At 30.4% G+C, this 26,885-nt stretch carries 25 protein-coding genes and 1 pseudogene; 10 read left to right on the top strand and 16 right to left on the bottom strand.

Annotation, left to right across the window (positions count from 1 at the left end):
• Positions 1-83: 83 nt before the first annotated feature.
• The gene (gltX, locus tag J3S90_RS05080) at positions 84-1,589 is read right to left on the bottom strand and encodes a glutamate--tRNA ligase (protein ID WP_210645184.1); all 1,506 of its coding nucleotides are present in this window, start codon (positions 1,587-1,589) and stop codon (positions 84-86) included.
• Positions 1,590-1,760: 171 nt separating this feature from the next.
• Here gltX and J3S90_RS05075 point away from each other — a divergent pair, with 171 nt between their 5' ends.
• The 6 genes from J3S90_RS05075 to J3S90_RS05050 all read left to right on the top strand — a co-directional run bounded on the left by J3S90_RS05075 (position 1,761) and on the right by J3S90_RS05050 (position 12,041).
• A complete protein-coding gene (locus J3S90_RS05075; RefSeq protein WP_210645182.1) occupies positions 1,761-5,039 on the top strand; it encodes a hypothetical protein in 3,279 nt (1,092 codons plus the stop codon).
• Entirely contained in the window at positions 5,036-5,455 is a 420-nt protein-coding gene (gene ybeY / locus J3S90_RS05070; protein WP_210645180.1) for an rRNA maturation RNase YbeY, read from the top strand. The genes J3S90_RS05075 and ybeY overlap by 4 nt, the downstream gene beginning before the upstream one ends.
• A gap of 185 nt (positions 5,456-5,640) precedes the next feature.
• The gene (gene mnmG / locus J3S90_RS05065; protein WP_210645178.1) at positions 5,641-7,512 is read left to right on the top strand and encodes a tRNA uridine-5-carboxymethylaminomethyl(34) synthesis enzyme MnmG; all 1,872 of its coding nucleotides are present in this window, start codon (positions 5,641-5,643) and stop codon (positions 7,510-7,512) included.
• Positions 7,513-7,781: 269 nt separating this feature from the next.
• Positions 7,782-8,636 carry a class I SAM-dependent methyltransferase gene (locus tag J3S90_RS05060; RefSeq protein ID WP_210645176.1) on the top strand — a complete coding sequence of 285 codons (855 nt, stop codon included), beginning with the start codon at positions 7,782-7,784 and terminating at the stop codon, positions 8,634-8,636.
• 241 nt (positions 8,637-8,877) lie between these two features.
• Positions 8,878-9,483 carry an OmpH family outer membrane protein gene (locus tag J3S90_RS05055; RefSeq protein ID WP_236023883.1) on the top strand — a complete coding sequence of 202 codons (606 nt, stop codon included), beginning with the start codon at positions 8,878-8,880 and terminating at the stop codon, positions 9,481-9,483.
• Positions 9,484-9,773: 290 nt separating this feature from the next.
• Complete coding sequence (locus tag J3S90_RS05050; protein ID WP_210645173.1) at positions 9,774-12,041, top strand: helix-turn-helix domain-containing protein; 2,268 nt, start codon at positions 9,774-9,776, stop codon at positions 12,039-12,041.
• Positions 12,042-12,453: 412 nt separating this feature from the next.
• Here J3S90_RS05050 and J3S90_RS05045 read toward each other — a convergent pair whose 3' ends face one another.
• The gene (locus J3S90_RS05045; RefSeq protein WP_210645171.1) at positions 12,454-13,401 is read right to left on the bottom strand and encodes an HU domain-containing protein; all 948 of its coding nucleotides are present in this window, start codon (positions 13,399-13,401) and stop codon (positions 12,454-12,456) included.
• A gap of 102 nt (positions 13,402-13,503) precedes the next feature.
• On the opposite strand from J3S90_RS05045, the gene dprA reads away from it, so the two are divergent.
• Positions 13,504-14,604 carry a DNA-processing protein DprA gene (gene dprA / locus J3S90_RS05040; protein ID WP_210645168.1) on the top strand — a complete coding sequence of 367 codons (1,101 nt, stop codon included), beginning with the start codon at positions 13,504-13,506 and terminating at the stop codon, positions 14,602-14,604.
• A gap of 78 nt (positions 14,605-14,682) precedes the next feature.
• Here the strand turns inward: dprA and J3S90_RS05035 are convergent, their stop codons facing one another.
• The 3 genes from J3S90_RS05035 to J3S90_RS05025 are packed head-to-tail and all read right to left on the bottom strand — an operon-like array spanning position 14,683 to position 15,829.
• Positions 14,683-15,300 carry a hypothetical protein gene (locus tag J3S90_RS05035; protein WP_210645166.1) on the bottom strand — a complete coding sequence of 206 codons (618 nt, stop codon included), beginning with the start codon at positions 15,298-15,300 and terminating at the stop codon, positions 14,683-14,685.
• Between the two features lie 10 nt (positions 15,301-15,310).
• Positions 15,311-15,469, bottom strand: coding sequence for a hypothetical protein (locus tag J3S90_RS05030; RefSeq protein ID WP_210645164.1), 159 nt, complete (start codon positions 15,467-15,469; stop codon positions 15,311-15,313).
• The gene (locus tag J3S90_RS05025) at positions 15,470-15,829 is read right to left on the bottom strand and encodes a hypothetical protein (RefSeq protein WP_210645162.1); all 360 of its coding nucleotides are present in this window, start codon (positions 15,827-15,829) and stop codon (positions 15,470-15,472) included.
• A 3-nt stretch (positions 15,830-15,832) separates the two neighbouring features.
• Here J3S90_RS05025 and J3S90_RS16030 point away from each other — a divergent pair.
• A pseudogene (locus tag J3S90_RS16030) lies at positions 15,833-15,943 on the top strand (DprA-like winged helix domain-containing protein); the annotation flags it as partial.
• Here the strand turns inward: J3S90_RS16030 and J3S90_RS05015 are convergent.
• From J3S90_RS05015 to J3S90_RS04975, 9 genes are all read right to left on the bottom strand, one after another.
• Positions 15,940-16,545 carry a hypothetical protein gene (locus J3S90_RS05015; RefSeq protein ID WP_210645158.1) on the bottom strand — a complete coding sequence of 202 codons (606 nt, stop codon included), beginning with the start codon at positions 16,543-16,545 and terminating at the stop codon, positions 15,940-15,942. The pseudogene J3S90_RS16030 and the gene J3S90_RS05015 sit on opposite strands and share 4 nt — an antisense overlap.
• Before the next feature lie 180 nt (positions 16,546-16,725).
• A complete protein-coding gene (locus J3S90_RS05010; RefSeq protein WP_210645156.1) occupies positions 16,726-16,929 on the bottom strand; it encodes a hypothetical protein in 204 nt (67 codons plus the stop codon).
• 670 nt (positions 16,930-17,599) lie between these two features.
• Positions 17,600-18,202, bottom strand: coding sequence for a DUF6705 family protein (locus J3S90_RS05005; protein ID WP_210645154.1), 603 nt, complete (start codon positions 18,200-18,202; stop codon positions 17,600-17,602).
• A gap of 219 nt (positions 18,203-18,421) precedes the next feature.
• Positions 18,422-18,781, bottom strand: coding sequence for a hypothetical protein (locus J3S90_RS05000; protein ID WP_210645152.1), 360 nt, complete (start codon positions 18,779-18,781; stop codon positions 18,422-18,424).
• 163 nt (positions 18,782-18,944) lie between these two features.
• Positions 18,945-19,238, bottom strand: a complete 294-nt coding sequence (locus J3S90_RS04995; protein ID WP_210645150.1) for a hypothetical protein — start codon at positions 19,236-19,238, stop codon at positions 18,945-18,947.
• Between the two features lie 236 nt (positions 19,239-19,474).
• Positions 19,475-19,861: a hypothetical protein gene (locus J3S90_RS04990; protein ID WP_236023882.1), complete on the bottom strand. Its 387-nt coding sequence runs from the start codon at positions 19,859-19,861 to the stop codon at positions 19,475-19,477.
• Positions 19,862-19,901: 40 nt separating this feature from the next.
• Complete coding sequence (locus tag J3S90_RS04985; RefSeq protein WP_210645145.1) at positions 19,902-20,318, bottom strand: hypothetical protein; 417 nt, start codon at positions 20,316-20,318, stop codon at positions 19,902-19,904.
• Positions 20,319-20,334: 16 nt separating this feature from the next.
• Positions 20,335-21,468: a hypothetical protein gene (locus J3S90_RS04980; protein WP_210645144.1), complete on the bottom strand. Its 1,134-nt coding sequence runs from the start codon at positions 21,466-21,468 to the stop codon at positions 20,335-20,337.
• 419 nt (positions 21,469-21,887) lie between these two features.
• Positions 21,888-22,508 (bottom strand): PAS domain-containing protein, encoded by a 621-nt coding sequence (locus tag J3S90_RS04975; RefSeq protein WP_210645141.1) that lies wholly within the window; start codon positions 22,506-22,508, stop codon positions 21,888-21,890.
• A 557-nt stretch (positions 22,509-23,065) separates the two neighbouring features.
• Between J3S90_RS04975 and J3S90_RS04970 the strand changes: the two genes are divergently transcribed.
• Together J3S90_RS04970 and J3S90_RS04965 are read left to right on the top strand one after the other, a co-directional pair.
• Positions 23,066-23,533, top strand: a complete 468-nt coding sequence (locus J3S90_RS04970) for a GNAT family N-acetyltransferase (RefSeq protein WP_210645139.1) — start codon at positions 23,066-23,068, stop codon at positions 23,531-23,533.
• A 21-nt stretch (positions 23,534-23,554) separates the two neighbouring features.
• Positions 23,555-24,817, top strand: coding sequence for an MFS transporter (locus tag J3S90_RS04965; protein ID WP_210645137.1), 1,263 nt, complete (start codon positions 23,555-23,557; stop codon positions 24,815-24,817).
• 390 nt (positions 24,818-25,207) lie between these two features.
• Here J3S90_RS04965 and J3S90_RS04960 read toward each other — a convergent pair whose 3' ends face one another.
• The gene (locus tag J3S90_RS04960; RefSeq protein WP_210645135.1) at positions 25,208-25,585 is read right to left on the bottom strand and encodes a hypothetical protein; all 378 of its coding nucleotides are present in this window, start codon (positions 25,583-25,585) and stop codon (positions 25,208-25,210) included.
• A gap of 33 nt (positions 25,586-25,618) precedes the next feature.
• Positions 25,619-26,725 (bottom strand): Ppx/GppA phosphatase family protein, encoded by a 1,107-nt coding sequence (locus tag J3S90_RS04955; protein ID WP_210645133.1) that lies wholly within the window; start codon positions 26,723-26,725, stop codon positions 25,619-25,621.
• Positions 26,726-26,885: the final 160 nt, after the last annotated feature.

Below are 26,885 nucleotides of genomic sequence, written 5' to 3'. Positions count from 1 at the left end.
ATGTTAATAATTATTTAAAAAATTAGCTCGATTTTATCCATTTTAAATCCAAAAAAAAGCCCTGAATTTCAGGGCTAATATTGTTATAATGTAGTAATTGCTTTTTCTATTCTTTTAATGGTTTCTTGTTTTCCTATGATTTCTACAATATCAAATAGGTGAGGACCTTTGAGAGCACCTACCAAACTCAATCGGAAAGGTTGCATTATTTTACCCATTGCAATTTCATTTTTTGTCATCCAGTCTTTTACTATCGTTTCAATATTAGTAGATGTAAAATCTGTGATTTCTCCAAGAACTGAAATTAACTCTTGCATTAAAGCTGGAGTGTCTGACTTCCAATTTTTAGTTGCTTTCTCCTCATAGTTTGTTGGAGCCTCAAAAAAGAAATCACTCATTTCCCAAAATTCCGATACGAAATGTGCACGTTCTTTTATCAAAGAAACTATTCTAATCAAACTATCATCTGTAACCTGGATATTTTTTTCTGCTAAAATAGGAGCGAAGGCTTTTGCTAGATCAGAATGTTTTTGCTTCATTAAATATTGATGATTGAACCATTTGTTTTTTTCTGGATCAAATTTTGCACCCGCTTTATGAACTCTATTCAAATCAAAAGAATTTACTAATTCTTCTAGACTGTACAATTCTTTTTCGGTTCCGTCGTTCCAACCTAATAAAGCTAAAAAGTTAAGCACTGCTTCAGGGAAAAATCCTTTTTCTCTGTAACCAGAAGAAATTCCTTCTTCGGTTTTCCAATCTAATGGAAATACAGGAAAACCTAATTTATCACCATCTCGTTTCGATAATTTTCCGTTACCAATTGGTTTCATTATTAATGGTAAATGAGCGAATATGGGAGCATCCCATCCAAAAGCTCTGTACAATAAAACATGTAAAGGCATTGACGGTAACCATTCTTCTCCACGAATTACATGTGAAGTTTCCATTAAATGATCATCTACAATATTAGCCAAATGGTATGTTGGCATTCCGTCACTTTTAAACAATACTTTATCATCTAAAAGATTCGTTTCAAATTTTATATCTCCACGAATAATGTCATGTAAATGCAATGTTTCATTTACTGGAGTTTTAAAACGAATTACATAATGTTCTCCATTAGCAATTCTTTGAGCTGTTTCCTCTTTAGAAATTATTAATGAAGTATCTAGTTTTTCACGATTATGATGATTGTATATAAAAGTTTTTCCTTGTTCTTCTTCTTCTTTTCTAATAGCATCAAGCGCTTCAGCTGTATCAAAAGCATAATACGCATTTCCAGAATTAATTAAATCCTTAGCATATTGTTGGTATAAATCTTTTCTTTCGCTTTGACGGTAGGGACCAAATTTTTCATTTACACCCATGGTTTCGTCTGGAGAAATTCCAAGCCATTTTAAGGCTTCCAATATATATTCTTCTGCTCCTGGAACATAACGGTTTTGATCTGTATCTTCTATTCGCAAGAAGAAAACACCATTGTTTTTTTTGGCAAATAAATAGTTGAATAATGCGGTACGAACTCCGCCAATATGTAAAGGTCCAGTTGGACTAGGTGCAAAACGCACACGAACTTGTTGAGACATCTTTGATAATTTTGGTGTAAAGATACGATTCTAAGTATAAAATTGTAAAATGAATTCATTTCTAATAGAATACTAATTTGTTGTATTTTTTAAATTTTACAGTTTTTCTTATTTGTTCAATATCTAATTAAAATTATTACTTTTATTGGTTATATATAATTATCAACTATTTTGGAACAACAGCATATTATTTATCAAAAATTAGAAGCTTTCATTAGGAAGTTTTATACCAACGAATTAATTCGAGGAACTATTTTGTTTGTTGGTTTAGGATTGTTGTATTTCCTTTTCACTCTTTTTATTGAGTATTTTCTTTGGTTACAACCAGTAGGAAGGACTGTTTTATTTTGGACTTTTGTGTTAGTTGAACTTTATCTTCTTTTTCGTTTTATATTGTTCCCAGTTTTTAAATTATTTAAACTTCAAAAGGGTATAGACTATAAACAAGCTTCTTCTATAATTGGAAATCATTTCTCAGAAGTGAATGATAAGTTGACTAATTTTTTGCAACTTTCAAATGCATCTCCAAAGCAAGAGCAATCTGAATTGTTATTAGCTTCTATAGAACAAAAAGCAAATCTGCTACAACCAATCCCTTTTGGTAACGCTATTAATTTTAATAACAACAAGAAATTTTTTCCTTTAGCTATTCTTCCAATTCTTCTTTTATCCTTTTTCTATTTTTCTGGAAACACGACTATAATTTCTCAAAGTTTAAATAGGGTGGTGCATTTTAATTCTGTGTTTTTGCCACCAGCTCCTTTCCAATTTGTTCTACTTAATTCTAGTTTATCAATGCAAGAAGGAAAAGACTTTACTATTCGTGTAGAAACCCTAGGAAAGATTGTTCCAGAAAATGTAATGATTTTTATCGATGATGAAAGTTATTTTATGGAATCTAATAAGTCAGGTATTTTTGAATTTAAAATTAACAAACCAATAAAAAATACTTCTTTTTATTTAAAAGCGAATACAGTCGAAAGCCCTGATTATCTTTTAAAAGTAATCACTGTTCCGGCTATTGCTAATTTTGAAATGCTTCTTACTTTTCCAGCTTATTTAAATAAGAAATCGGAAATTATTAAAGGAACTGGTAATGCTATTATTCCCGAGGGAACTCGTGTTACATGGAAAATTAATACTGTTGCTACCCAAAATGCCGATTGGATTAGTAACAATACTAAGATTTCTTTTTCTAATCTAGAGAATCGGTTTGTTTTATCTAAAAATATTATTCAAAATACAGATTATCAAATTATTACATCGAATAGCAATGTAAAAAACTATGAAAAGCTAAATTATCAGCTTTCTATAGTAAAAGATCAATTTCCTATGATCAATGTTAGCAATGCTCCAGACAGTTTAAAGGTTTCTAAGAATTATGTATTGGGAAAAATTTCAGATGATTATGGTTTTTCTAAACTTCAGGTAGTGTATTATCAAAGAGATAAACCGCAAACTATAAAACGGGGAACTTTGCCAACCAAGAAAACAAATTTTGATCAATTTGTTTTTTCTTTCCCAAGTAATTTACCAGTGGAACAAGGAGTGTCTTATGATTATTATTTTGAAGTTTTTGATAATGATGTTTTACATAATTTCAAAAGTTCTAAATCAACAGTATTTTCTAACCGAATTGCTACAGAAGAAGAAAAGGAAGATCAAGTTTTGCAACAGCAAAATGATAATATAAACAGTTTAGAAAAGTCTTTAAAAAATCAAGATAAGCAGATTTTAGAAATGGACAAATTGCAAAAATCTGGTAAAGAAAAAGTAAATCTTGATTTTAATGAACAACAAAAAATTAATGATTTCATCAAACGTCAAATGAAACAAGATGAAATGATGAAAGACTTTACCAAAAAATTAAATGAGAATTTAGATAATTTCAAAACAAATCCTAAAGATGAATTTAAGGAAGAATTGAAATCAAGAATGGATCAAACAGAAAAGGAATTAGAAAAAAATAAAAAACTCCTGGATGAATTAAAAGACTTAAATGATAAAATCCAAAACGAAGAATTTTTATCTAAATTGGATAAGTTCAAACAAAACACCAAAAATCAAAACAAGAATTTAGAGCAATTGGTCGAGTTAACCAAGAAGTTTTATGTCGAAAAGAAAGCGGAACAATTAGCAAAGAAGTTAGATACGCTTGCTAAGAAACAGGAGCAGATGCTTAATAATGACAAGGAAAACAATCTGGATCAACAAAAAGGAATTAATAATGATTTCGATAAAATCCTTGAAAATCTTAAAGACTTAACTAAAGACAACAAGGATTTGAAAGCACCAATTGAATTGCCTAATGATACAAATAAAGAAAAGAGTATAGAACAAGAGTTGTCAAAAGCACTTGATCAATTAAAGAATGAGAGGAAAGACAAAGCCAAATCAAACCAAAAAAATGCTGCTCAAAAGATGAAAGAAATGGCGCAAAAAATGGCTGAGGGTTTAGCCGATTCTAAACAAGAACAATTACAGGAAGATATTGTAATGTTGCGTCAAGTATTAGATAATTTATTAGCTTATTCTTTATCGCAGGAAAGTTTAATGAACCAATTTAAAAAATATAAATCGGGATCACCTTCTTTTAACAAAAACATAAAGATTCAACAAGATTTAAAAATGCAGTTTAAACATGTTGATGATAGTTTATTTGCCATGTCTTTGCGTAATCCCAAAATAGCGGATGATATTACCAAGGAAATAGGTAATGTGATTTATAATGTTGACAAGGCGCTAACGAGTTTTACGGATGCGCAACTTCCAAAAGGATTATCACACCAACAATATAGTATTGCTGCAGCCAATAAACTTGCTGATTTTTTAAGTGATTTATTAAGTTCTATGCAAATGCAAATGCCTGGTTCAGGATCTCCAAAACCGGGGCAAGGACAAGGAATGCAATTATCAGATATTATTAAAAAGCAAGAAGGGTTAGGTGATAAAATAAAAGATGGATTAAATAAATCAAATAATCCGTCAGATTCTAATAAAGGTAATAATGGCAATAAAGGAAAAGAGGGAGAAAATGGCGAAGGAGATGCAGAAGCAATCATGCAAATCTATAAAGAGCAAAAGCAATTGCGTGAAGCTTTAGAAAAGGAATTAAACAAACAAGGTTTAAATGGTGCTGGACAAAACAGCATTGATAAGATGAAGCAAATTGAAAAAGAACTTTTAAACAAAGGTTTTAAAAACGAAACCCTTCAAAAAATAATTAATCTAAAGCAAGATTTATTAAAATTAAATACGGCTGTACAACAACAAGGAGAAGAAAACAAAAGGCAATCGGAAACCAATAAAAAAGAGTTTTATAATCAATCTAATGCTTTGCCACCTGCGCTTTTAGAATATTTAAACAGTATAGAGATATTAAACAGACAATCATTACCTTTGCGCTCGAATTTTAATCAAAAGGTTCAAGAATATTTTAATAAAAAATGATCAATTTTAATTACGAAACAGAATTTAGTTTAGACAATGAAGAAGCTATTGCTTTGTGGTTGTCACGTGTTATTGCATCTGAAAGCAAAAAAGAAGGAGAGATAAATTATATTTTTTGTGATGATGAATACCTTCACAAAATCAATGTTGAATATCTAAACCACGATACGCTTACAGATGTTATAAGTTTTGACTATTCAGTAGGAAATGAAATAAACGGTGATTGTTTTATTTCTGTAGAAAGAGTTAAAGACAATGCTCTAGATTTTAACGTTACTTTCGACGAAGAAATCAAGAGAGTTTTAGCCCACGGTATTTTACATTATTGCGGATATAAAGACAAAACAGAATCTGACGAAGCAATAATGCGACAAAAGGAAGATGATACAATCGCGCTGTTCCACGTGAAACAGTAAATAGAAATCAAATCTTTTTTTAATTATGTTTCACGTGGAACATAATTTCATAGATAGTTATTCTTTGTTTCACGTGGAACATGTAATGAATTTCTACCTTTTTAAATGCTTTATGTTTCACGTGGAACAATGATAATAATTTCAAAATTACAACCTTGGTTTAATAAGGTTAAAATCCATAACAGATGTTTTTAGAGGAATATGATGTGATAGTTGTTGGCGCTGGTCACGCTGGCTCAGAGGCTGCGGCGGCAGCCGCAAATTTAGGTTCAAAGACTTTGTTGGTTACGATGAGTTTGCAAAACATTGCACAGATGTCTTGTAATCCTGCAATGGGTGGTATCGCAAAAGGACAAATAGTAAGAGAGATTGATGCTTTAGGTGGGTATTCTGGAATTGTCTCAGACAGAACGGCTATTCAGTTTAAGATGTTAAACAAGTCAAAAGGTCCAGCAATGTGGTCTCCAAGAGTTCAAAGTGATCGCATGCGTTTTGCTGAAGAATGGAGAATGATGTTAGAAGGAACGCCTAATTTGGATTTTTACCAAGAGATGGTCAAAGGTTTGATTATCGAAAATGGTAAAGTAAAAGGTATAAAAACTTCATTAGGATTGGAAATCCGATCAAAGTCAGTTGTGTTAACTAATGGAACTTTTTTGAATGGATTGATTCATATTGGTGAAAAGCAATTTGGGGGTGGTAGAGCAGGGGAAAGTGCTGCTTACGGAATTACCGAAGATTTGGTTGCTGTAGGTTTTGAATCTGGACGAATGAAAACAGGAACGCCTCCACGAGTTGATGGACGATCTTTAGATTATTCTAAAATGAATGAAGAAAAGGGAGATGCTAAGCCAGATAAATTTTCTTATTCGGATGTAACCTCTCCGTTGATTCATCAAAGATCGTGTCATATGACTTATACGTCACAAGCAGTTCATGATGTTTTAAGAGAAGGTTTTGATCGATCGCCAATGTTTAATGGTAGAATAAAAAGTCTTGGTCCGAGATATTGCCCTTCTATTGAAGATAAAATTAATCGTTTTGCAGATAAAGAAAGACATCAATTGTTTGTAGAACCAGAAGGATGGAAAACTTGCGAAGTTTATGTAAATGGATTTTCGACTTCACTTCCTGAAGATATTCAATTCAAAGCGCTTCGTACAGTTGTAGGTTTTGAGAATGTCAAATTCTTTCGTCCTGGTTATGCGATTGAATACGATTATTTTCCACCAACACAATTGAAACATACTTTAGAAACTAAATTGGTTGAGGGTTTATATTTTGCTGGACAAATTAATGGGACTACGGGATATGAAGAAGCTGCATCTCAAGGTTTGATGGCAGGTATAAATGCGCATTTAAAATTACATGAAAAAGCACCTTTGATTTTAAAAAGAGATGAAGCTTATATTGGAGTTTTGATTGATGATTTAATTACCAAAGGAACTGAAGAGCCTTATAGAATGTTTACGTCACGTGCAGAATATAGAACGTTACTTCGACAAGATAATGCTGATTTTAGATTAACGCCAATGTCTTATGAAATTGGTTTAGCTTCAGAAAAGCGTTTGCGTCGTATGGAGCATAAATTAAAGGAGTCCGAAAAAATGGTTGCCTTTTTTAAAGATACCAGTGTAACGGTTGCCGAAGCCAATCCAATTTTAGAAGCCAAAGAAACCGCATTGATCACGCAAGGTGATAAGATGTTTAAAGTTTTCTCGCGTCCACAAATTGACATAGACGATATGTTGAAGTTTGATAAAGTAAGAACCTATATTGCCGAAAATGATTTGGATCAAGAGATAATTGAGCAGGCAGAAATTCAAGTGAAATATTCGGGTTATATTGAAAAAGAAAGAAATAATGCCGATAAGCTCCTCCGATTGGAAGATGTAAAAATTCCTGAGAATTTTGACTATGATAAAATCAAATCTATGTCTATAGAGGCCAAACAAAAATTAAGTAAAATTAGACCGGTTACTATTTCACAAGCTTCAAGAATAAGTGGAGTGTCGCCTAGTGATGTTTCGGTGCTGTTGATTTATATGGGAAGATAGGAATTGTAGATTGCAGATTTTTGATTTTGGATTTTTGATTTTGGATTCTTGATTTAATATCAGATTTAAAATAATATAATTAATAATTATGATTTTTTTTCTTCATTCCGATTTTAATTTTTTTATATCTCTAATCATTTTGTTCCACGTGAAACTATCTTCAAAAACTTTAAAAATAAAAGCATAATAAATAAATAATTTTTTCCCGAAAGCATTAATATGCTTTCGGGATTTACTTTAAAAACAAATTTTAAAATCCGTAGCAATTAATGGACATTTCAGGTAAAAAGCATTTCTTATCGGTCAAAGATTATTCAGTATCTCAAGAAGATTTTGATTTATATTACGATGAGAAGTTGGATATGTTAATTACACATCCGCAACCTAGTTTAGAAAATTTAGGTAAGTATTATGAGAGTGTCGACTATATTTCGCACACCGATAGCAAAAGATCTTTATTTGAAAAATGTTATCATTTCATTAAGAGTATTGCTTTAAAAAATAAATTAAATTTGATCAATTCAGTACAACCTGCCAAAGGAAGTATTTTGGATATTGGTGCAGGAACTGGAGATTTTTTATCATTCGTTCAACAAGAGGGTTGGCAAGCAATAGGAGTAGAGCCAAGTGAAAAGGCAAAAGCAATTGCAAAAAAGAAAGGGGTTTCATTTGTTGGTAATACTAGCGAATTAGAAAATAATTCTTTTGATGTAATTTCGATGTGGCACGTTTTAGAACACGTACCAGATTTAGATTCTCAAATCAAAGAATTAAAACGATTATTAAAACCCAATGGAACTTTAATAATTGCTGTACCTAATTTTAAATCTTTCGACGCAAAACATTACGGAAAGTTTTGGGCCGCTTTTGATGTACCAATTCACTTTTGGCATTTCTCTAAAACAGCAATAAAATTATTGTTCGAACAGGAGGAAATGAAATTAGTAAAAACACTTCCTATGAAATTTGATTCCTATTATGTGAGTCTACTTTCGGAAAAGTATAAAAATGGTAAAATGAATTTTATAAAAGCATTTATCATCGGATTACAGTCTAATTGGAAAGCAAAGAAGAATTTTGAATATTCATCGCATATTTATGTCTTAAAAAACGACTTAAAATGATTTTAAGACCATTTAAGGGCTTTTCGGCTCACTGGTCAGTATTAGATATGTTTTTTTTAAATAAATCGTTTAATTAAGCGCTAAAAAAGCCGTTTTTAATAATAAAAAATTATGTTTTTCTGATTTATAATAATAAAATCTTATAGTATAAATAAACACCATTTTAGAAAGTTTTTGTTAATACTATCTATTTTTTTATATTTTTGTCAACGATACATAAAAAACCAGAAATTCATCAAAAATGAAATTGATTAATCACAAATACCAAAATACAAATAATAAAGACATGAATAAAAAAGCATTAATCCTTATCGCATTAGCAATTTCAGTTGTTGCTTGTAACAAACCTGCAGAAGCAGCTAAAGAAGTAAAAACGGCTTACGTAGATACTTCTGAATTAATGAAAGAATATACAGAGGCAAAAGACCTTGAAGCAAAATATAAAACCAAAGCAGAAGAAAAAGGAAGACAGTTAGACGCTGAAATAAAAAGATTCAAACAAGAAGCAGCCAATTTTCAATCACAAGCACAAGCTAACGGTCAAGAATGGGCACAAAAGAAAGGTGCTGAATTACAAAAAAGAGAGCAACAATTAGGATATGCACAACAAGCATTATCTCAAGAGTTGCAACAAGAAAGTGGTAAAGAAATGGATTCTCTAGTAAGTGGCGTGAAGAAATTCATCAAAGCATACGGAAAAGAAAAAGGATATGCTTACATCTATGGTACGGGCGATGCGGCTTCAATTTTATACGCAGAGGATAAATTTAACATTACCAAAGAAGTGATTAAGTCCTTGAATGACAAATACAAGTCAGAAGAAAAAAAGGAAGAAGTTAAAAAATAAGTTTTTATATTAATTCGTAAAAAAGCCTTCATCTATAGTTAGATTGAAGGTTTTTTTTTGAAGCTATTTCCCGCTATTCACTTCAATCTCTCTTTTAGAAATTTTTTTTCTTAGCCATAAAAGGAGCTTCTATAAGTGCTCTTTTCTGTCTAGAAAAAATAAATTTCTAAATTTCGAGGATTTACGTTACTATCGGGGCTAAAAACTCGAATACAAAACACAAATATTTTACATAGAATGCTAATTTAATTCCTTATTTTCAATACTTTAGCTAATTATATATACGCCTAATGCAAACCATTTCAGAAGCCGCAGCTTACACCTTACAATTTATCAATCAAACCCATCGCTCTGTTTTTCTAACCGGAAAAGCAGGAACTGGTAAAACAACACTTTTACGCGAAATTATCCAGACTACACACAAGAATACTGTTGTGGTAGCGCCAACTGGGATAGCCGCATTAAATGCTGGTGGAGTAACCATTCACTCGATGTTTCAGTTGCCTTTCGGTGGATTTATTCCAGATAATTCGGCACCGCAATTTTCGGATAGCACCAAATTTGAAACCAAAGCCACTTTGCGCAGGCATTTTAAAATGAGTGGCTTAAAGAAATCGGTAATTCGAAACATGGAATTATTGATTATTGATGAAGTAAGTATGTTGCGATCCGATTTGCTGGATGCCATGGATTTTATGATGCAAACCGTTCGCAAAAAATCGACGCCCTTTGGTGGTGTTCAGGTTTTGTTTATTGGTGATTTGTTACAATTACCGCCTGTAATTCGAGACGAGGAATGGCGCACTCTGAAAACTTATTACCGCGGAAAATTCTTTTTCCATTCCCACGTAATTCAACAAAATCCACCGTTGTATATCGAATTGTCTAAAATTTTCCGTCAGACAGACGATACTTTTATTTCGGTTTTAAACAATTTGCGAAACAATCAAATTTCGCAACAGGATATTTTAACATTAAACAAATATGTAAAACCCGATTTTGACTTAAAAGCTAATAAAGGCTATATTACTTTGACAACCCATAATAATAAAGCTGACACGATGAATGCGCAGGCTTTAGCTGATTTAGAGGGAAAGTTAGTCGTTTATAATCCTGATATTGTTGGTGATTTTCCTGATAAAATTTTCCCCGTGGAACAACAATTACAATTAAAAGTGGGAGCACAAGTAATGTTTGTCAAAAATGATCTTTCAGCAGAAAAAGACTATTTCAACGGAAAGATGGGTGTTATCAAGTCACTTTCTAATGAAGAAATATTAGTTCATTTTCCAGAAGAAAATAAAACAATTGAGGTTGGAAAATACGAGTGGAAAAATATTCGCTACAAAGTAGATGAAGCCACAAAGGAAATCGAAGAAGAAGTTTTAGGTACTTTTGTACATTATCCAATAAAATTAGCTTGGGCCATTACAGTGCATAAAAGTCAAGGCTTAACATTTGACAAAGCTGCGCTCGATGTTTCGCAGGTTTTTCTTCCAGGACAGGCATACGTGGCATTATCGCGTTTGCGTTCCTTAGAAGGGCTTATTTTGCTCTCTCCTTTGCAAATGAATGGTATTTCAAACGATCAAGATGTAATGGACTATTCGCTAAACAAAGCTTCTGATGATTTTTTAAAGAATGCACTGCACTTTGAAACCAAAAATTTTATTCATAATTACTTGATTAATAGTTTTAATTGGATCGATTTAGCCCAGGAATGGCGCAATCACAAATTTAGTTATAACGAAAACGGTGAAAGTTCCGTTAAATCTAAACAAGCGTCTTGGGCAGCCAAGCAGTTAGAAGTTATAGAACAACTTTTGGATCCTTCTAGAAAATTTGTTTCTCAATTAAATAAACTTTTTAGTCAGGAAACAGTCGATATGAATCATATTTCAGAACGCATTCAAGCAGCGTTAAGCTATTTTATGAAACCTATGGATGATTTGGTTTTTGAAATTTTATGGAAAATTGAAGAAGTAAAGCGAACTAAAAAAGCAAAAACGTATTACGAGGAACTTATCATTTTGGAAGAATGGCAAACCAAAGCCGTTTTGCAGTTAATGAAAGCTAAATTATTGATAGAAACTGTAGTTGCAGGTGAAACGATTTCTAAAGAGAAATTGACCTCAGAAGAAATAAAAAAATACATAAGCCATAAAACAACTGCTATTCAGGAGCAATTCAAAAAATTGAATATTACTTTGATTGATGATGACAAAGATTTAGAGCGTTATACGTCGAAAAAATCTAAAACAAAAGTGCCTAAAAAGTCAACGGTTCAAGAAACCTATGAATTATGGGTAGAGAAGAAATCTATAGATGATATTGCGACAATTAGAGTGCTGACTAAACAAACGATCTATTCTCACTTTGTACAATTGATACAAACTAAAGCGGTATCGATTTCTGAGGTTTTGCCTGCTGATAAAATTCAAACATTAGCCGCCGCTTTCAAAGGTTATAAAGAAGAATCGCTTAATACTTTAATGGAAAATAATAGTGAAAAATTTACCTGGAACGAAGCCAGAATGTACAAAGCGAGTTTGAATTAAATTTTAAAGTAGATCCAAAAAGAATTACTTGGTTTTTTTTAAAATAATATTTTATTGCAACTAATGAATACTAATAAAGTTAATTTACTTTTTTTTCAATTGAAATATGAGACGCTGTAAGCTACAATTACAAAGTAAATTTCGGTAGTGTTTTTTTAAATAACTGCTGAGTCTAACAAAGCAGTCCTTTAGGTATACGATAAGCTTCAAAACAGCTGTTTTAAGGGTAAAATTTATTAAAAGCCACTAAGTAATAAAGATGTTGGTTTTTTGCCCCCTGCGGGATTAAAAATGCTTTATTTTGAATTTTAAATCATGTTTCTAATTTTATTCACGTTTTAAAATAGTTTGAGCAAAAAAAACACCTTCAAAAGTAAAAGATTTTTGAAGGTGTTTTTTTAACTTGAATTTTTTATAGCGATTCTATCAAAATCCAAGCATCAGGATTATGCTTTTCGTTGATTTCTTTTTTCGCTTTTTCTGCTTCTGCAAAAGTCGCGTAACTTCCGTATAAAACAGGATAATAACCATTTTTATTTGCAGCAATACGTTTGGCGTTGTATCCCAAACGAGTCAGATTTCGCAAAGTTTTGTCGGCATTTTTTTCCTCACGGTACACACCAGCCATGATGTGATAAGGCATTTTTACTTCTTTATCTGATTTTACAGAAAGAGTAACGGCAGGAACTGGAGTTTCTATAAAGAAAGTAGCTTCTTGAATTTTATTTTGAACTTGTTTTTGTACAGCTGTTTTAACCACTATCGTTTCTGATGCGATTTGGTTTTGATACATAGGATAAGCTAGGCTAGCAGCAATGCCTATACCTAAAACAAAAATAGCGGCATATTTTAAATATGATGGATCTGTTTTAGAATCTACTGTTCTCAAAGAGATTGTTGTAGAGTTGTCTGTTTTTTGTATTTCTTTTTCAAAATTTTCTCTCTTAACAAGTGGAGAAATAAAAGGAGCTAAACCAAAAGAACTCGTTAGATAATTCGCTTGATCGTAGGGAGTGAAAATCATGTTTCTATCGGCATTCAAACGAATTGAGCCTACATTTTTAATTGCAAGGATTTCATTTTTCTCTAAAGTCATCTTCCAATTAAAAACCTCGCGCTGAATAGCACTCAACACATAATCATAAGAGGTTTTCTCTGCTAGTGCGATATGACTCGCTAACAAACCATCATTATTTTTTAAATTAGCATTAAAAGCAATTCTCTTTTTAGGCGGAGAAAAAGAATTCGAGTTCTGATTTAATTGAGCCGATTGTATTTCGGTCAAAAAAGCTCCAAAACCAGGAACAGTTACACATTGATAACGGTATAGAAGTTGTGCGATGTATAGTTCAATTTTCATAGATACAAAGTTAGTCAAGCAAAATAGTTATCAAAATTTTATTCACAATTTTTATTAACAATTCGCATAAAAATTTATACATTTCACACTCAAATAATTAGCATGAACGAACAAGATTTATTTTATTTACTGGCTTTGCAAAAAATAGAGGGAGTTGGTGATATTATGGCCAAAAAACTCGTGACTTATCTAGGAAGTGCCGAAGCTGTTTTTAAAGCAAAGTCATCACAACTTGCTGGAATTGATGGAGTAGGAGCAGTGCTGTTGAGAAATTTAAAAGACAAATCGGTATTTGAAAAAGCTAATCAAGAAATTGAATTCATCAAAGAAAATAATATTAGTGATTCCCATTTTCAAGACGAGAATTATCCAGAACGGTTGAAACATTGTATCGATGGACCTCTTTTATTATTTATATCTGGAAATATTGATCTAAAAAACAGAAAAATAATTAGCATTGTAGGAACGCGACAAATCACTTCATACGGAACCGATTTTTGTAGAAAATTAATTGAAGATTTAGCTCCATTAGATCCTATAATCGTCAGCGGATTTGCTTACGGTGTTGATATTGTTGCGCATCAACTAGCAATGGAGTATAATTTACAAACTATAGGAGTAGTGGCACATGGACTGAACCAAATATATCCCAAAACGCATAAAAAATACGTGGCAAAGATCGAGGAAAATGGTGGTTTTATGACGGAGTTTTGGAGTTCCTCAAATCCTGAGAAAGAGAATTTTGTGAAAAGAAACCGGATTGTAGCGGGAATGAGCGAAGCAACTATTGTAATCGAATCGGCGGATAGAGGAGGTTCCTTGATTACTGCAACTATGGCAAATGATTACAACCGTGACGTATTTGCCGTTCCAGGTCGAGTTACCGATAAGTACAGTCAAGGTTGTAATAATTTAATTAAAACCCAAAAAGCAAATGTGCTTACCAGTGCGGCTGATTTGGTTTATATTTTAAATTGGGATATTGAACAGAAAACAAAACCAGTACAAAAACAATTGTTTGTTACTTTAGAAGACGATGAGCAAAAAGTATATGATTATTTGTTGAAAACAGGGAAAGAACTAATGGATATTATTGCTTTGCGATGCGATTTTCCAATTTATAAAATCTCGGGAATGCTGTTGAATATGGAATTGAAAGGAGTGATTAGACCATTGCCTGGGAAATTGTTTGAGGCAATTTGATTTTAAGAACGGCAGATTCGCAGATTACTACTATTTATAATAATCTGCGAATTAGCAGTCTTCTTAATACTCATTTTTCTAATAAGTCTCATTTTGATTGAAAGCTTCATGGGTTCGGATCCATTTGCCTTTAATTTTTTTCATAACAACAACAAATTTACTTCCGCCTGATATGCAAATTTTTAAATTTGTGAAAATTAGATATTTTTTGTTTTGATAATACATAGGTTCAGAAAAGCTATATATACAAATATCTGATTTATCGTACTTCTCAATTATTAATTCTATCCCTGTTTTTGTGTTCATACTTTCAAAAATAGTTTGACTGTGGCTAAAATCATTTTTGCCCCAATATTTATGGGTATCCCAAATTCTATTCTCTTGGATAGGTGGATCCTGATTTTGTTTTTTAAACTTTTTCCAGTCTTTTTCGTTAAATAAGTGTGTATAGGGTACTATATTTCCTTTAAGATCAATAGCTTGAATGAAATTTTGTTTGAAAATGTCTAATGTTAAATTAGAATTGAGTTTTTCTTGGGCAATGAATACTACTCTATTACTATCTTTTACAATTGTTTTAAAATAATCATTGATGGCTTCAAGCTTTTCTTTTTCATCCTTTTTTAAAGTACTTTTAGTTTGCGAATAATTAGTATAGGCGATGCATAGCGATAAGTATATTATTATGTTTTTCATGATATAGATTTTAATTACAGGGTTTGCTTATTGCTGTTTGTTGTTTAGGAGTTCCTGTTTCAACGGTAACTCCAATTGATTCACATTTATATCGATTAAGAATTCTTTCTTTTGCTGAATCACCATCTTTTAATTTCTCTTGAAATATTGAAGCTTCTTGCAATATCACCTATGCCAAATCTGTAAAAACTTCATAAGAAAGAAAAGGATAAGGAGTAGGGTTGTTGTTATAATAATATTCTTGCAGAGCCATTGCCATAGAAACGACGTAATCTGTGGCCATTTGGTCGTGTTGAGCTACAGTAACACCGTAAGGATATGTTTTTTGTGCATAGGCCTGGTAAAGTGCAGGAAAATTATTTAAAGATAAATTAGTAGTCGGAGAATTATTATCATCAACTACACTATGATAGTAGGCGTGAATTACTTCATGTATCATGGCTGCAGCTCTAAATAATTGTGTGCTATTTGCATATCTATCATTTGCAACAGTAATTAAATAGTTGTTTGGTGAAATTTTTTGAGTCATAACATATCCTTGCGCTGCGATTTCCCAATTTATAAAATCTCTGGAATGCTGTTGAATATGGAATTGAAAGGAGTGATTAGACCATTACCAGGGAAATTGTTTGATGCTATTTAATAGTAAATATTACTTATTAGCTCTTGTTTTATAATCCATACTCCATTTCTTTTTTGCATTATTACAATGCTATTAGGTGTAATAAACTGCTTTTTAGTTGTAGTTTCTGATTTTGCAAATAGTATGAATCTATTATTTTTATAAAATATGGGTTTTGAAAATGCGAACACTTTTATTTCCTTATTTTCTTCTTTTAAATATTCATTGATAACCCATGGTTTTGGAAATAAATCTTCTTTAATTAATTTTATATTTAATTTATTAAAATCTTTTTGATGCCATAAATCATTATTTAGCCAGTTTGCAGTTTTTGTTTTATTTTGATATTTTTTTTGCATTATTAACCAATCTTTCTCATTATAAATATCTTCGTGAGGAGTGCTATCGTCTATGGTATTTTTATTTACTCCAATCTTTGATTGCGCTTGAAGAAAGTCTATTGTAAAATTATTATTGATCATTTCTTCAATAACCATAATTGTATCATTTTTATTAGTTTTTGTCAAAAGATAAGCAGTAATTGGACTTTGAACCTTTTTAAAAGAGGAACAACTACAAATTAGAAATAATGACCCAAAGAGACAAAATATTTTATTTTTCATAAATGATTTTTTAATTAATTAAACAGGGTTTTCCTATAGGGGTTTGACCATTAATAGTTGCGTTTACACTCTCCCCGTTATACCTTCCTATTATTCTATGTAATCTATACTTCCAAAATTCCGTAGAACCTATATTCAATCCTTCAAAAACTATTTTTTATCATTGAAATTACTCGCTGTCTAGCAACATTCATTACTTCTGCCTTTAGCATCTTCTATATTTGCAGTAATGTTCTTACTGTATTTTTTTCTTGCTTTTTCCCATTCTTCTTCTTTATAGAATGTTTTATCATCTTCAATTATTCTAGCTAAGGAATCCAAAGAATAAAGATCATTAATTCTCAATATTTGTAAAGTCATTTCAGTATTTATTTTCTGACTCATTATCATAATTTACGATTAAATTTTTAATTTTTTTGTCTAAAAATTCTTTAATCACTTCCAGTTTATCACTTATGGAATCATTTACAATGATGATTGGTTTATCATCTGTTATTCTACTTTTATAATTAATCGAGACACAATCAACCATAAAAAAGAATAAATTGCCTAAAAAATTAGCTGTATTTTCATTTCTAATTATTTGTTACATTGTTAAATTTAATGTTATTTCTTAAATATGCTTATCTCAAATGTATACAATCTATATCGCCCAGTAAATACCCATTTTTAATGATATTTAAAAAATCTCTTTACAGTAATTACACCAAAAAGAGATATGCTTTGTGTTTTAGTAAAAATTTTTATAAATCTAAATTTTCTGAACATTAATGAAGTTCAATTTTTTTATATAATTAAATTTTAAAGATAAAAAAGGATCCAGAAAACATATATCATTATCTAAACAATCGTTTAAAAAAGCCTCTTGTTTCCTCTTCAGGTAATTCTTGGTTTTGATTAAAACTATAATTATTTGGATATTTTTCTACACAAGAATCAATGTATTCTGCAAAACTTTTATTCTCTTTTTGTAAAAATCCATTCAAATAATTTTCACTGTTTTCTATACCGTAGAATTCTTCTAATTTGGCTAATCTTTTAGAAATAATTTATTTTATTGTCGGATCATTATATATTCACCTGTATTAATACTAGCTGAGGGTGTGGCAGCATCTCCCTCTTTACGGGTAATAAATCCATTCCAGAAAATCTTTACTTTAAGAGCAGATACACCATTTAAACTTGTTTTGCGTATATCAATTCCTGCAATATTAGGAGATTTATTATCTATAAAGCTTAGCCTTAAACGTTTTTCTGTAGATAAGCAATCTGGACATCCAAGCTCAGTTCCTATTATAATTCTTTTTCCTGTAATGATATGATTGACAGATTCATCATTATAATTTACATTTATGTTAGCTAAGGTATTGCCTTTTTCTATTCCATCTTTAATAAATTGAAACTCCCCAACGATAAGATCTTCATAATAATATCCTTGAGATTTGACTTTTTTCTTTAAAATAAATTTTAATGACGTATTACCACTTTTATATAAGTATGTGCCATCATACCCGTCAAGTAAGTTATTTATGTCTTTGTAGTAAGTTCCCTTCGGACCTTCTTGTGATACTGAAATATCGTATACAGGATTTTGTGCTTTACAAGCAGTTAGAATTAAGAAAAATGTACAATAATTTATAATTTTTTTTATTTTCATTTTTTTTAATTATTACAAGGAGTTTCAGTTATTTTTTAATTAATTAATGTAATTTTATTGAAAGTATTTACTATTGCGTCTGCTTTTTAAATAGAAATTCCAAAGTCTTTAAATTGTTCAAGAAAACTTTTTTCTAATTCTCCGTTACTTTCAGAATATTTTATTGCTTGGTTTTCATGTATTGCTTCGATTCTTAATTTTTCGCTTAAAAATTTTGAATTATTCCACACATTGTAATTGAGTTCTCAAGGCTTCAACATTGTTAATTTTTATCATATTAGTATTAGTAATTCCTTTACTATCTTTCCAAACTAAACCATTGAAAGCTTCATCTTTTCTAGTAGAACTGGCTTTATCATAAACGTTCAGCAAGAAACGAATATCTTGGAAAGAAAACATAGCGTAACCCTCTGATGGATGAGAATGAAAACCTCCTACATAACTTGAACCTATAGACAATGCTACTGAAAACTCTTCATTAGACAAAACTTGATTATACTCATATCTAAAGTTCTCATCTGGATTCATCATTCTTTTTACCTCAACTCCTGCTTCTTTATTATTTATTGGAGAATCCACTTTTTCTTTAAGCCATTTTAAGTTTAATTTTAATCTATTTGTTTGTTAATAGTTGGAATTCAGTAAGTTTTTAATATCATCGCATGATTGATAAGATTTTCTATTTCATTTCCATTATTTCCTCCACCACCATTTAAATAGTCGGCATTCCATTTATAATCATCTAGACTAGATCCAGAGGACTATCTCTTGGAAATATATAGGCTGTATATACGTTAGATGCTTTGATTCGTTTAGGAAGTATTAGCTCTTTTAAGTATATAGTTTGATAAGTACTATTATTGTTGTTTTTCTTAGTGAAATTAAAAATTATATAACCGTTATCTACTCTAAAACCATTTATAAATTCTCCATTCAAATTACTAATTTTTACCCTTCCAGAAAATTCATCTCCACTATTGTCTTTTTCTAGGTAAATCGTAAAAATGGCACTTCTTATTTTGTTTTGCTTTTTCAAAAGTAAGTAATTTATATTACTTTAATACACCCAGTTTTAGTGATATTTCACATAAAAAATCCCTTTCCCTTTTGAAGGAAAGGGCTGTAAATTAGTTGGATTAAAAATTAAATTTCTTATCTCAATTTGTTGTTTACTCTTGCCAGCACCTCATTGAAAATTGACATCATAGTTACTTTTATTGTGAGTGTAATTGCTGATTATATTTTTTATAAATATTTTGTGAAACTGTTTTTTTAATCTTTGCCAATTACCTTGATTCGTATTACAGTAAGATTACCATATTTCTCCACATCTTCTTTTGTCCATATATATTCTTTTCCCTTTGGTCTTTTATTAAAATTCCAATCTATAGGTTCTTTTACATATATATATAAACCTAATGAATTGTTTTCTATAGGTCTATGTTGTATTTCTTCGGCATTTATAAACCTAAAAGAAAAGTAGGATGGATCACCTAAAGTTCCGAATGCATTTTTTATTTCAGGTTTTATTTCTTTTAGTAAATTTTTTAATGGCTTGTTGATGAACTGTAGTTCGTTTGCCTTTAATTTATGGGCATCGTTAGGTGTTTGTACCATTTGTTGTGCTTTGCAGCTAGAGCTCATTAAAATGAACAACATTGCGAAAATTTTTAGTGTATTTTTCATGTTTACTAATTCCCTAATCTTTACCAATTACTTTGATGCGAATTACAGTAAGATTACCATATTTCTCAGCATCTTCTTTTGTCCAAACTAATTCCTTTCCTTTAGGTCTTTTTTCGTAGTGCCAATCAAAAGATTCTTTTAAATATACATATAATGATATACGATCTTCCTTACTTCCCTCATCTTTTTTCTGTTGTTCCAAAGGTGTAAATCTAAAACTGAAAAAGAAGGGGTTATCATTGATGCCAGTAGCTGTTTTTATCTCTGGTTTTATTTCTTTAAGTAGGTCTTTTAGGGGTTTGTTGATAAATTGCTGTTCATTTGTTTTTAATGCATAAACATCTTTAGTTGTTTGAACCATTTGTTGTGCTTTACAGCTATAGTTCATTAAAAAGACCATCATTACGAAAATTTTCAGTGTGTTTTTCATGTTTTTTGTTTTAGTGTTAATTACAAGGTATTGAGGTATAGGTTTTAGTGCCATTGGCTTGTGTAGTTTCTTGGGTTTTAATAGACTGGAAATTTCCAGAACTGTCTTGTTTCAGCAAAGTTATGCCCGAATTATGTTTATCCAAAACAAAAGCGATTGCAGTTGTACGACCTTCATTACTAGATCCCATTTTATTTACGAGATCCAGCATTTGATCTAAAATATAATCTGGAAATTCTGGGCTCTGACCAGGTAATTGATCTGCGGGATAAGTTGCCACAAATTCTTTCGCTGCTGCCAAGTCGGTAACAACTATTCCATAAACCTCTCCATCTGTTAAAATATAAGTTGTTGTGAAAGTACCGCTTTTTATGTTCAATTTTACGCTGGTGTAGATGTCTCCAGCGGAAAGAGGGGTTTTGTTTGGATGATTGTGCAGGGCAGCAAAAGCTCCAGGCCAAGTTGAGTTTACTGGTACATTATAAGCACCACCATCATTCATAGGGGCTTGGGTAATTTGTCCATTGTTGTCTTTTCCTAGTGTGATACTGTGCTCTAGACCATCGTTACTTGCTTTAATAATGCTAGTTTTAGCTGATGAATAGCTAATGCTTTTTGCATCTACACTGGTTGTTTTAGCTGCTGAACACGGATCTTTTGCTATATCATTCGGCTTTGTGTCACCACCATTCCCTCCACCACCATTTAAATAGTCGGGATTCCATGTGTAATCATCTAGGCTAGATCCAGGACTATCTCCAGGAAATATAAAGGCTGTATTTGCCTTTGATGCTTTGAGACGTACAGGAATTATTACCTCCTCTAAGTCTATAGTTTTATAAGTACTATTATTGTTGTTTTTCTTAGTGAAATTAGAAATTATATAACCGTTGTCTACTCTAAAACCATTTACAAATTCTCCATTCAAATTACTAATTATTACCCTTCCCGAAAATTCACTTCCACTATTGTCTTTTTCTGGGTAAATCGTAAAAATGGCACTTCTTATTTTGTTGTGAATTTTCAGTAATAAAATCCTGCTATTTTCCTGTTTGTTATTTTTAAGTAATGGTATAACTGTTAATAGCTGGTCTGTGTTCGTTAATTTTTCTTGTTTTAGTCCATTAAAATCAGGAAATAAATTATTCACCGTGCCTTTTTTTGAATGACTTTTGTTATTTACTTCTTTAAGGAATGCAATAGCTTCGCTTTCTTTTACAGTCTGTATATACTTTTCATTTTTGATATCTTCTTCTATTTGACAATTGGTCAGTATTAAAGAGATAAAAAAAGTAAGGTGAGTCTACTAACGTAGTTTTTGTGTTTCATTTTATTAATGTTAATTTATTTTGTTTTTACTTTTCAAAAGTAAGAAATTTATATTACTTTAATATACCCAGTTTTAGTGATATTTAAAAAAATCCCTTTTCAGTTTTACACTAAAAAGGGATATGCTTTGTGTTTTAGTAAAAAATTTTATAAATCAAAATTTTCTGAACATTAATGAAGTTCAATTTTTTTATATAATTAAATTTTAAAGATAAAAAAGGATCCAGAAAAGATAAACCATTATCTAAACAATCGTTTAAAAAAGCCTCTGGTTTCCTCTTCAGGTAATTCTTGGTTTTGATTAAAACTATAATTATTTGGATATTTTTCTATACAAGAATCAATATATTCGGCATAACTTTTATTCTCTTTTTGTAAAAATCCATTCAAATAATTTTCACTGTTTTCTATACCGTAGAATTCTTCTAATTTGGCTAATCTTTTATACAAAGGTTCTATTTCGTTTGTAATTACTTCCTGTGAAACAGCAATCTTTTTAGCACTGTAATGGGTTACTTTTCCAGATTTATTTTTTATGGTTTCAATATGAATCTGTAACCAATAATATTCGCCGGACTTAGCTAAGTTTTTGACAATACCAAAAAAAGGCTCCTCCTTTTCTAATTGATCCCAAAGTAATTTATAGATAATCTTTGGCATATCCGGATGCCTAATTATAGAATGCGGTTGTGATATTATTTCTTTTTGGGTATAACCGGAAACCGTCGTAAAAACATCGTTGGTAGTTTCGATAATTCCTGATGCGTCGGTTTTGGTAATAATAGTTTTTGTTTTATCCCAAAGTACTTCTTTATCGATAGGTGTCGGTTTGTTTATTATTTCGATATGATTATTTTCCATGTGTTTTTTTGATGAATTAAAATAGAGTGATAATTCATATATAGCTGTTGGTAAATCGTTTTACTATTGTAAAATCAAAAGCATTTTAGATTATTTAATAAATTAAAAAATGCAAATTAAAGAAAGAATTGAGATAGACTTTAAAATAAATTTCTTTATGAAGAAGACTAAAAATTCTTTCACAAAAATACTAAAAAAATGGCTTAAATGCCAATACTTCAATATTAAGCCTAAGTTATTTGATTTTTTTTAAAGAGTAATTACAACAGTAATTTTGATTGGCCTTTTTACAATAATTCATTCTTTGTAACTCTTTTTATGACGCAAGAGCTTCTGTTATTTTTTATTTTTCTAAAATTATTTTAGAAAAGGTTTTGAGTCTAAAACACATATCATTATCTATCAATACATTATAGCTATTTTTTAAAGATTATGTATTGGTTTGACTACTTTTTATTTAAATGTGAATCATAGTTTTTTAAGATATAAATAGCATAATTTTGCATTTTTTTAAAATTTTCTAATCTAAATTCTATAGCGGTTTAAAATTATTTTTTATGGTTGACATTGAGGAAATAGTCGAGATTAAATGCAAAGATTTTCACCTGGTAAATGAAATAATGATTGAGTCTAAATTAATGCAAGATCAACTTTTTGATTCCCAAAATGCCATTGAATTTATAAAGGATAAAATGAATCGCAACAAGACAAAGATTTTTGTAAAATTTGATAATGACCAAGTAGTTGGTTTTATTTTATTGTTTTATAAAGTAAATCCTTTGTGTGTGACTAGTTACAACTGGCATATTTCCTATTTATATGTCAAACCTACTTTTAGAAGAAAACATATTGCAAAGGCTATTTTGCAAAAATGCATCGATTATGCTATGGAAACTAAAGTAGGTCATATATCGCTAAATACAGACACACAAAATTTTGCAGCTCATTCACTTTATGAGAGTTTGGGTTTTAAAAAAAAGGTATTTATAGCGAATTACTTTTATTATGAATTTCAATTAAAATAAAATACCTAAGATATTCGATTTATGATTAAAACAGTATTTATAAAATACATCAATAACTTTAGAGGTTTTTCAACTGAAATTAAAGTTTTGGCACTTGCAACATTTATAAATAGAGCAGGAGCTATGGTTGTCCCTTTTCTATCTAAATACATGCTCGAAGAGTTGCATTTTACTTACAGCCAAATAGGTTGGGTAATGGTTTTTTTTGGTATAGGTTCTTTTTTAGGAACTTGGTTCAGTGGCAAATTAGTAGACAGCGTTGGTTTTTATAAAATAATGATGTTTAGTTTGTTTGGCACGGGAGCATTGTTTATTGTGCTACAATTCCTGACTACTTTTACTAGTTTTTGCATTGGAGTTTTAATATTGACAACTATTTCGGATCTCTACAGACCCGCCATGTTAGTTTCTATAGATACTTATTCTAAAAGAGAAGAACGTACCCGAGCCTTGTCATTAGTACGCTCCTCTGTCAATTTAGGATTTATGTTTGGTCCCTTGATTGGCGGAATTATAATTAATGTATTTGGGTATAGTAATCTTTTTTATATTGATGGATTAACCTGTATATCGAGCATATTTTTATTTACTTATTTTGTAAAAGAAAAAAAGTCACCTTTTAAACTAAAAAAGTTTGAACATCTCAAAGAAGAGGAATCTATTTTGTCGGACAAACCTTTTCTGATGCACCTTGTTATAACTTTGATAACCGGAATACTATTTTTTCAAATATTCACTACTTTATCTTTATATTACAAAGAGGAGTACCAATTTTCAAGCTTAGGTACAGGGATGTTTTTAGCTCTAAACGGTATTTTGGTTTTACTTTTTGAGTTGCCGATAGTAAATTATGTCGAGAAAAATAAAATTAACCGACTCTTAGTAATTTCCTATGGTGTTTTGGCAATGGCAATAAGTTACTTAATGATTGTTATTGGTAATAATGTGTTTTTGTTAGTTCTGATGATGATTTTTATGACCTTGGGTGTAATGTTAACTTTCCCCTTTGCCAATAATTTTGTAAAAGAGCGATCTCTAAAAAAACAAGAAGGTAAGTTTATGGCTGTTTTTACAATGAGTTACAGTGTTGCTCAAATAATTAGCACCAAAACGGGTATGGAAATTATTGCTGCTTACGGATACCGTACCAACTGGATTGCACTGACTTTGTTAGGCTTTTTTGGTTTTTTCCTTGCGTATCGCTTGATAAACATTGTAAACAGAGAAAGAGAAGAGATTAAAGAAAAAATTATTCAATCCTTTTTTATCAAAGGTAAGAACTGATAAAAGCAGTATTTGCTAGAGATTCATCATTTGTTTTAAGCACACTTATGATTTAAAATTTTATCTGTACCTGTTTTAATAAACCAAAACGCTTTACAAATAAAAAGTAATGTATGTGTGTAACTTTTTTTAAAGAATATAATATCCCAGCAATTTTTTTATTCTAACCCGAAAGATATTTTAGTTTAATTAAGGGGTTAGTTAGCGGAAATAATCAAATAAAGTAGCGCTCGGGACATCAATTAAGTTTTTGATTGAATAATCGTTCTAATCGCTTATTTTGAAGTTTTAGTAGTAGTTCTAGTTGAAGAATAATTGTATAAAATAAAAAAACTGTCTCATAATAATTATGCAGACAGTTTTTTTATTGTAAAAAAGTAGTTTTAAGCCTTAAAGTTTGTTGGCTATTTCTTTTTTATACTTGCTCAATAATGATTTTGTCATTCCTAAGCTAGCTTTAGTAGAATCTACGGCTAGATAGATAAAATATTCATTATTTTCTGAAATATCGATGATGTGAATTTGAGTAGATAAGGTAATTAAGATATCTTGAATACTTTCATTCTTTAAATCTAATGCGCTAATTGCGTTTAGTTTTGCCTTAACCACTTCTAGGTTAAAAGCGGCTGCTAATTCTGGATCAAAACTAGGAACCGCAGTATCACTGTAAAAAGAGATACCACTTTTAATTTCTGTAACTGCAACTGCAATATATCCAGGAAGATTGTTTTTAATATCTTCTCCAAATTGTTTTAAAAAATCTGACATTATTATTGTTTTAAATTGTTATTTTTATTTGTTTTAATTTATTTTTTTAACCTTTTTGCTTCGGTCAACCACATAAGAAACCAACCATGCAATTTGTCCTTGTTTAGCAAAATATATTTTCTTGTTTTTAATATCCGGAATACTCTCTAAACAGGCCAGTAATAGGTTGTTGGCAGAAATTAAATGTTTGTGATCATACACTTTTAAAACCGAACTGATGTTTGCATCCGTTTTGGCTAATCTTTCGTATTTAATAAAATTGTTTTTTAAGATGGCATCATATTCAATTATATCTTTGAATTTTAATGGAATAAAATGATCATTTTTGTTCTCCTGATTGTAGTACAAATTGTTGAATGCCCATATGGCACCTCCAGAAAGATAAATGTTAGAACGTCGTAACGCTATGGGTTTAGACTCTAACATTGCATAGGCTTTTTTTCTTAAAACAGGTAAATATTCGAAAGACTTTGTTTTAAAAACTTCAATATCATCTACGTCTTTTTTATTGAAAATGGTTTTATTAATTTCTTCCGTTAAGGTTATCGTTCCAAAGTCTAGTTCTAAAGGAAAAAACTCAAACTCAAACCCTTTCAAGTCATTGACATAACCTCCTTTAGTGTTTCCTCCGCCGATGTCAAGTATGATCGAATCAATATATTCTGAAGGAGGAATACATCCTTTAAGTAGCATTTTGCCTTCCGTTTCAGCGTCTATAAATTCAATAGTTTTTTGAGTTAAATTTTTAATTTTTTCAACAACAGCTAATGTATTGTTAGCCATTGCAACACCCGAAGATCCAACAATATAAATGTTTTCTTCTGGGACTTTATAAGTGTCCTTTAATTTATTAAGATTGGATAATACGGTAAAAGCGGCATTTTGCATATCCTCTTCTGCTAAATTTCCATCTATTTTTATTCCCTTTGCGATACCAATGTTTTCACTCCAATACGCTTGAATTTCATATTTCCCTTTTTTAATGTTTTTTACATCAATTACAGAAATTTTAATTCCTTTACTTCCAATTTCAATTCCGGCATACAAATCTTTTTGTGCGTACCCATCAAAAGAAAAAAGTACTATAGATAGTACTATGAGGGTAATTCTTAAAAAATATATATTTTTACTTTTATTCATTATTGTATTTTAATTTTAGCTATTTTTTTACAAAAAATTAAATGAATTGCAAAACTATATATTAATTACAGTGATTTATTGTAACAGTTATTAAATTAATGTTAATCAAATTTCTATAATTAGAATAAGGGTTTAATTGGCAATTTTTGTTAGGATTTTA

This window comes from Flavobacterium flabelliforme (assembly GCF_017948675.1).
GTDB lineage: Bacteria > Bacteroidota > Bacteroidia > Flavobacteriales > Flavobacteriaceae > Flavobacterium > Flavobacterium pygoscelis.
The sequence above is the reverse complement of the archived record's forward strand: the minus strand, read 5'-3'. Positions and strand labels throughout refer to the sequence as shown.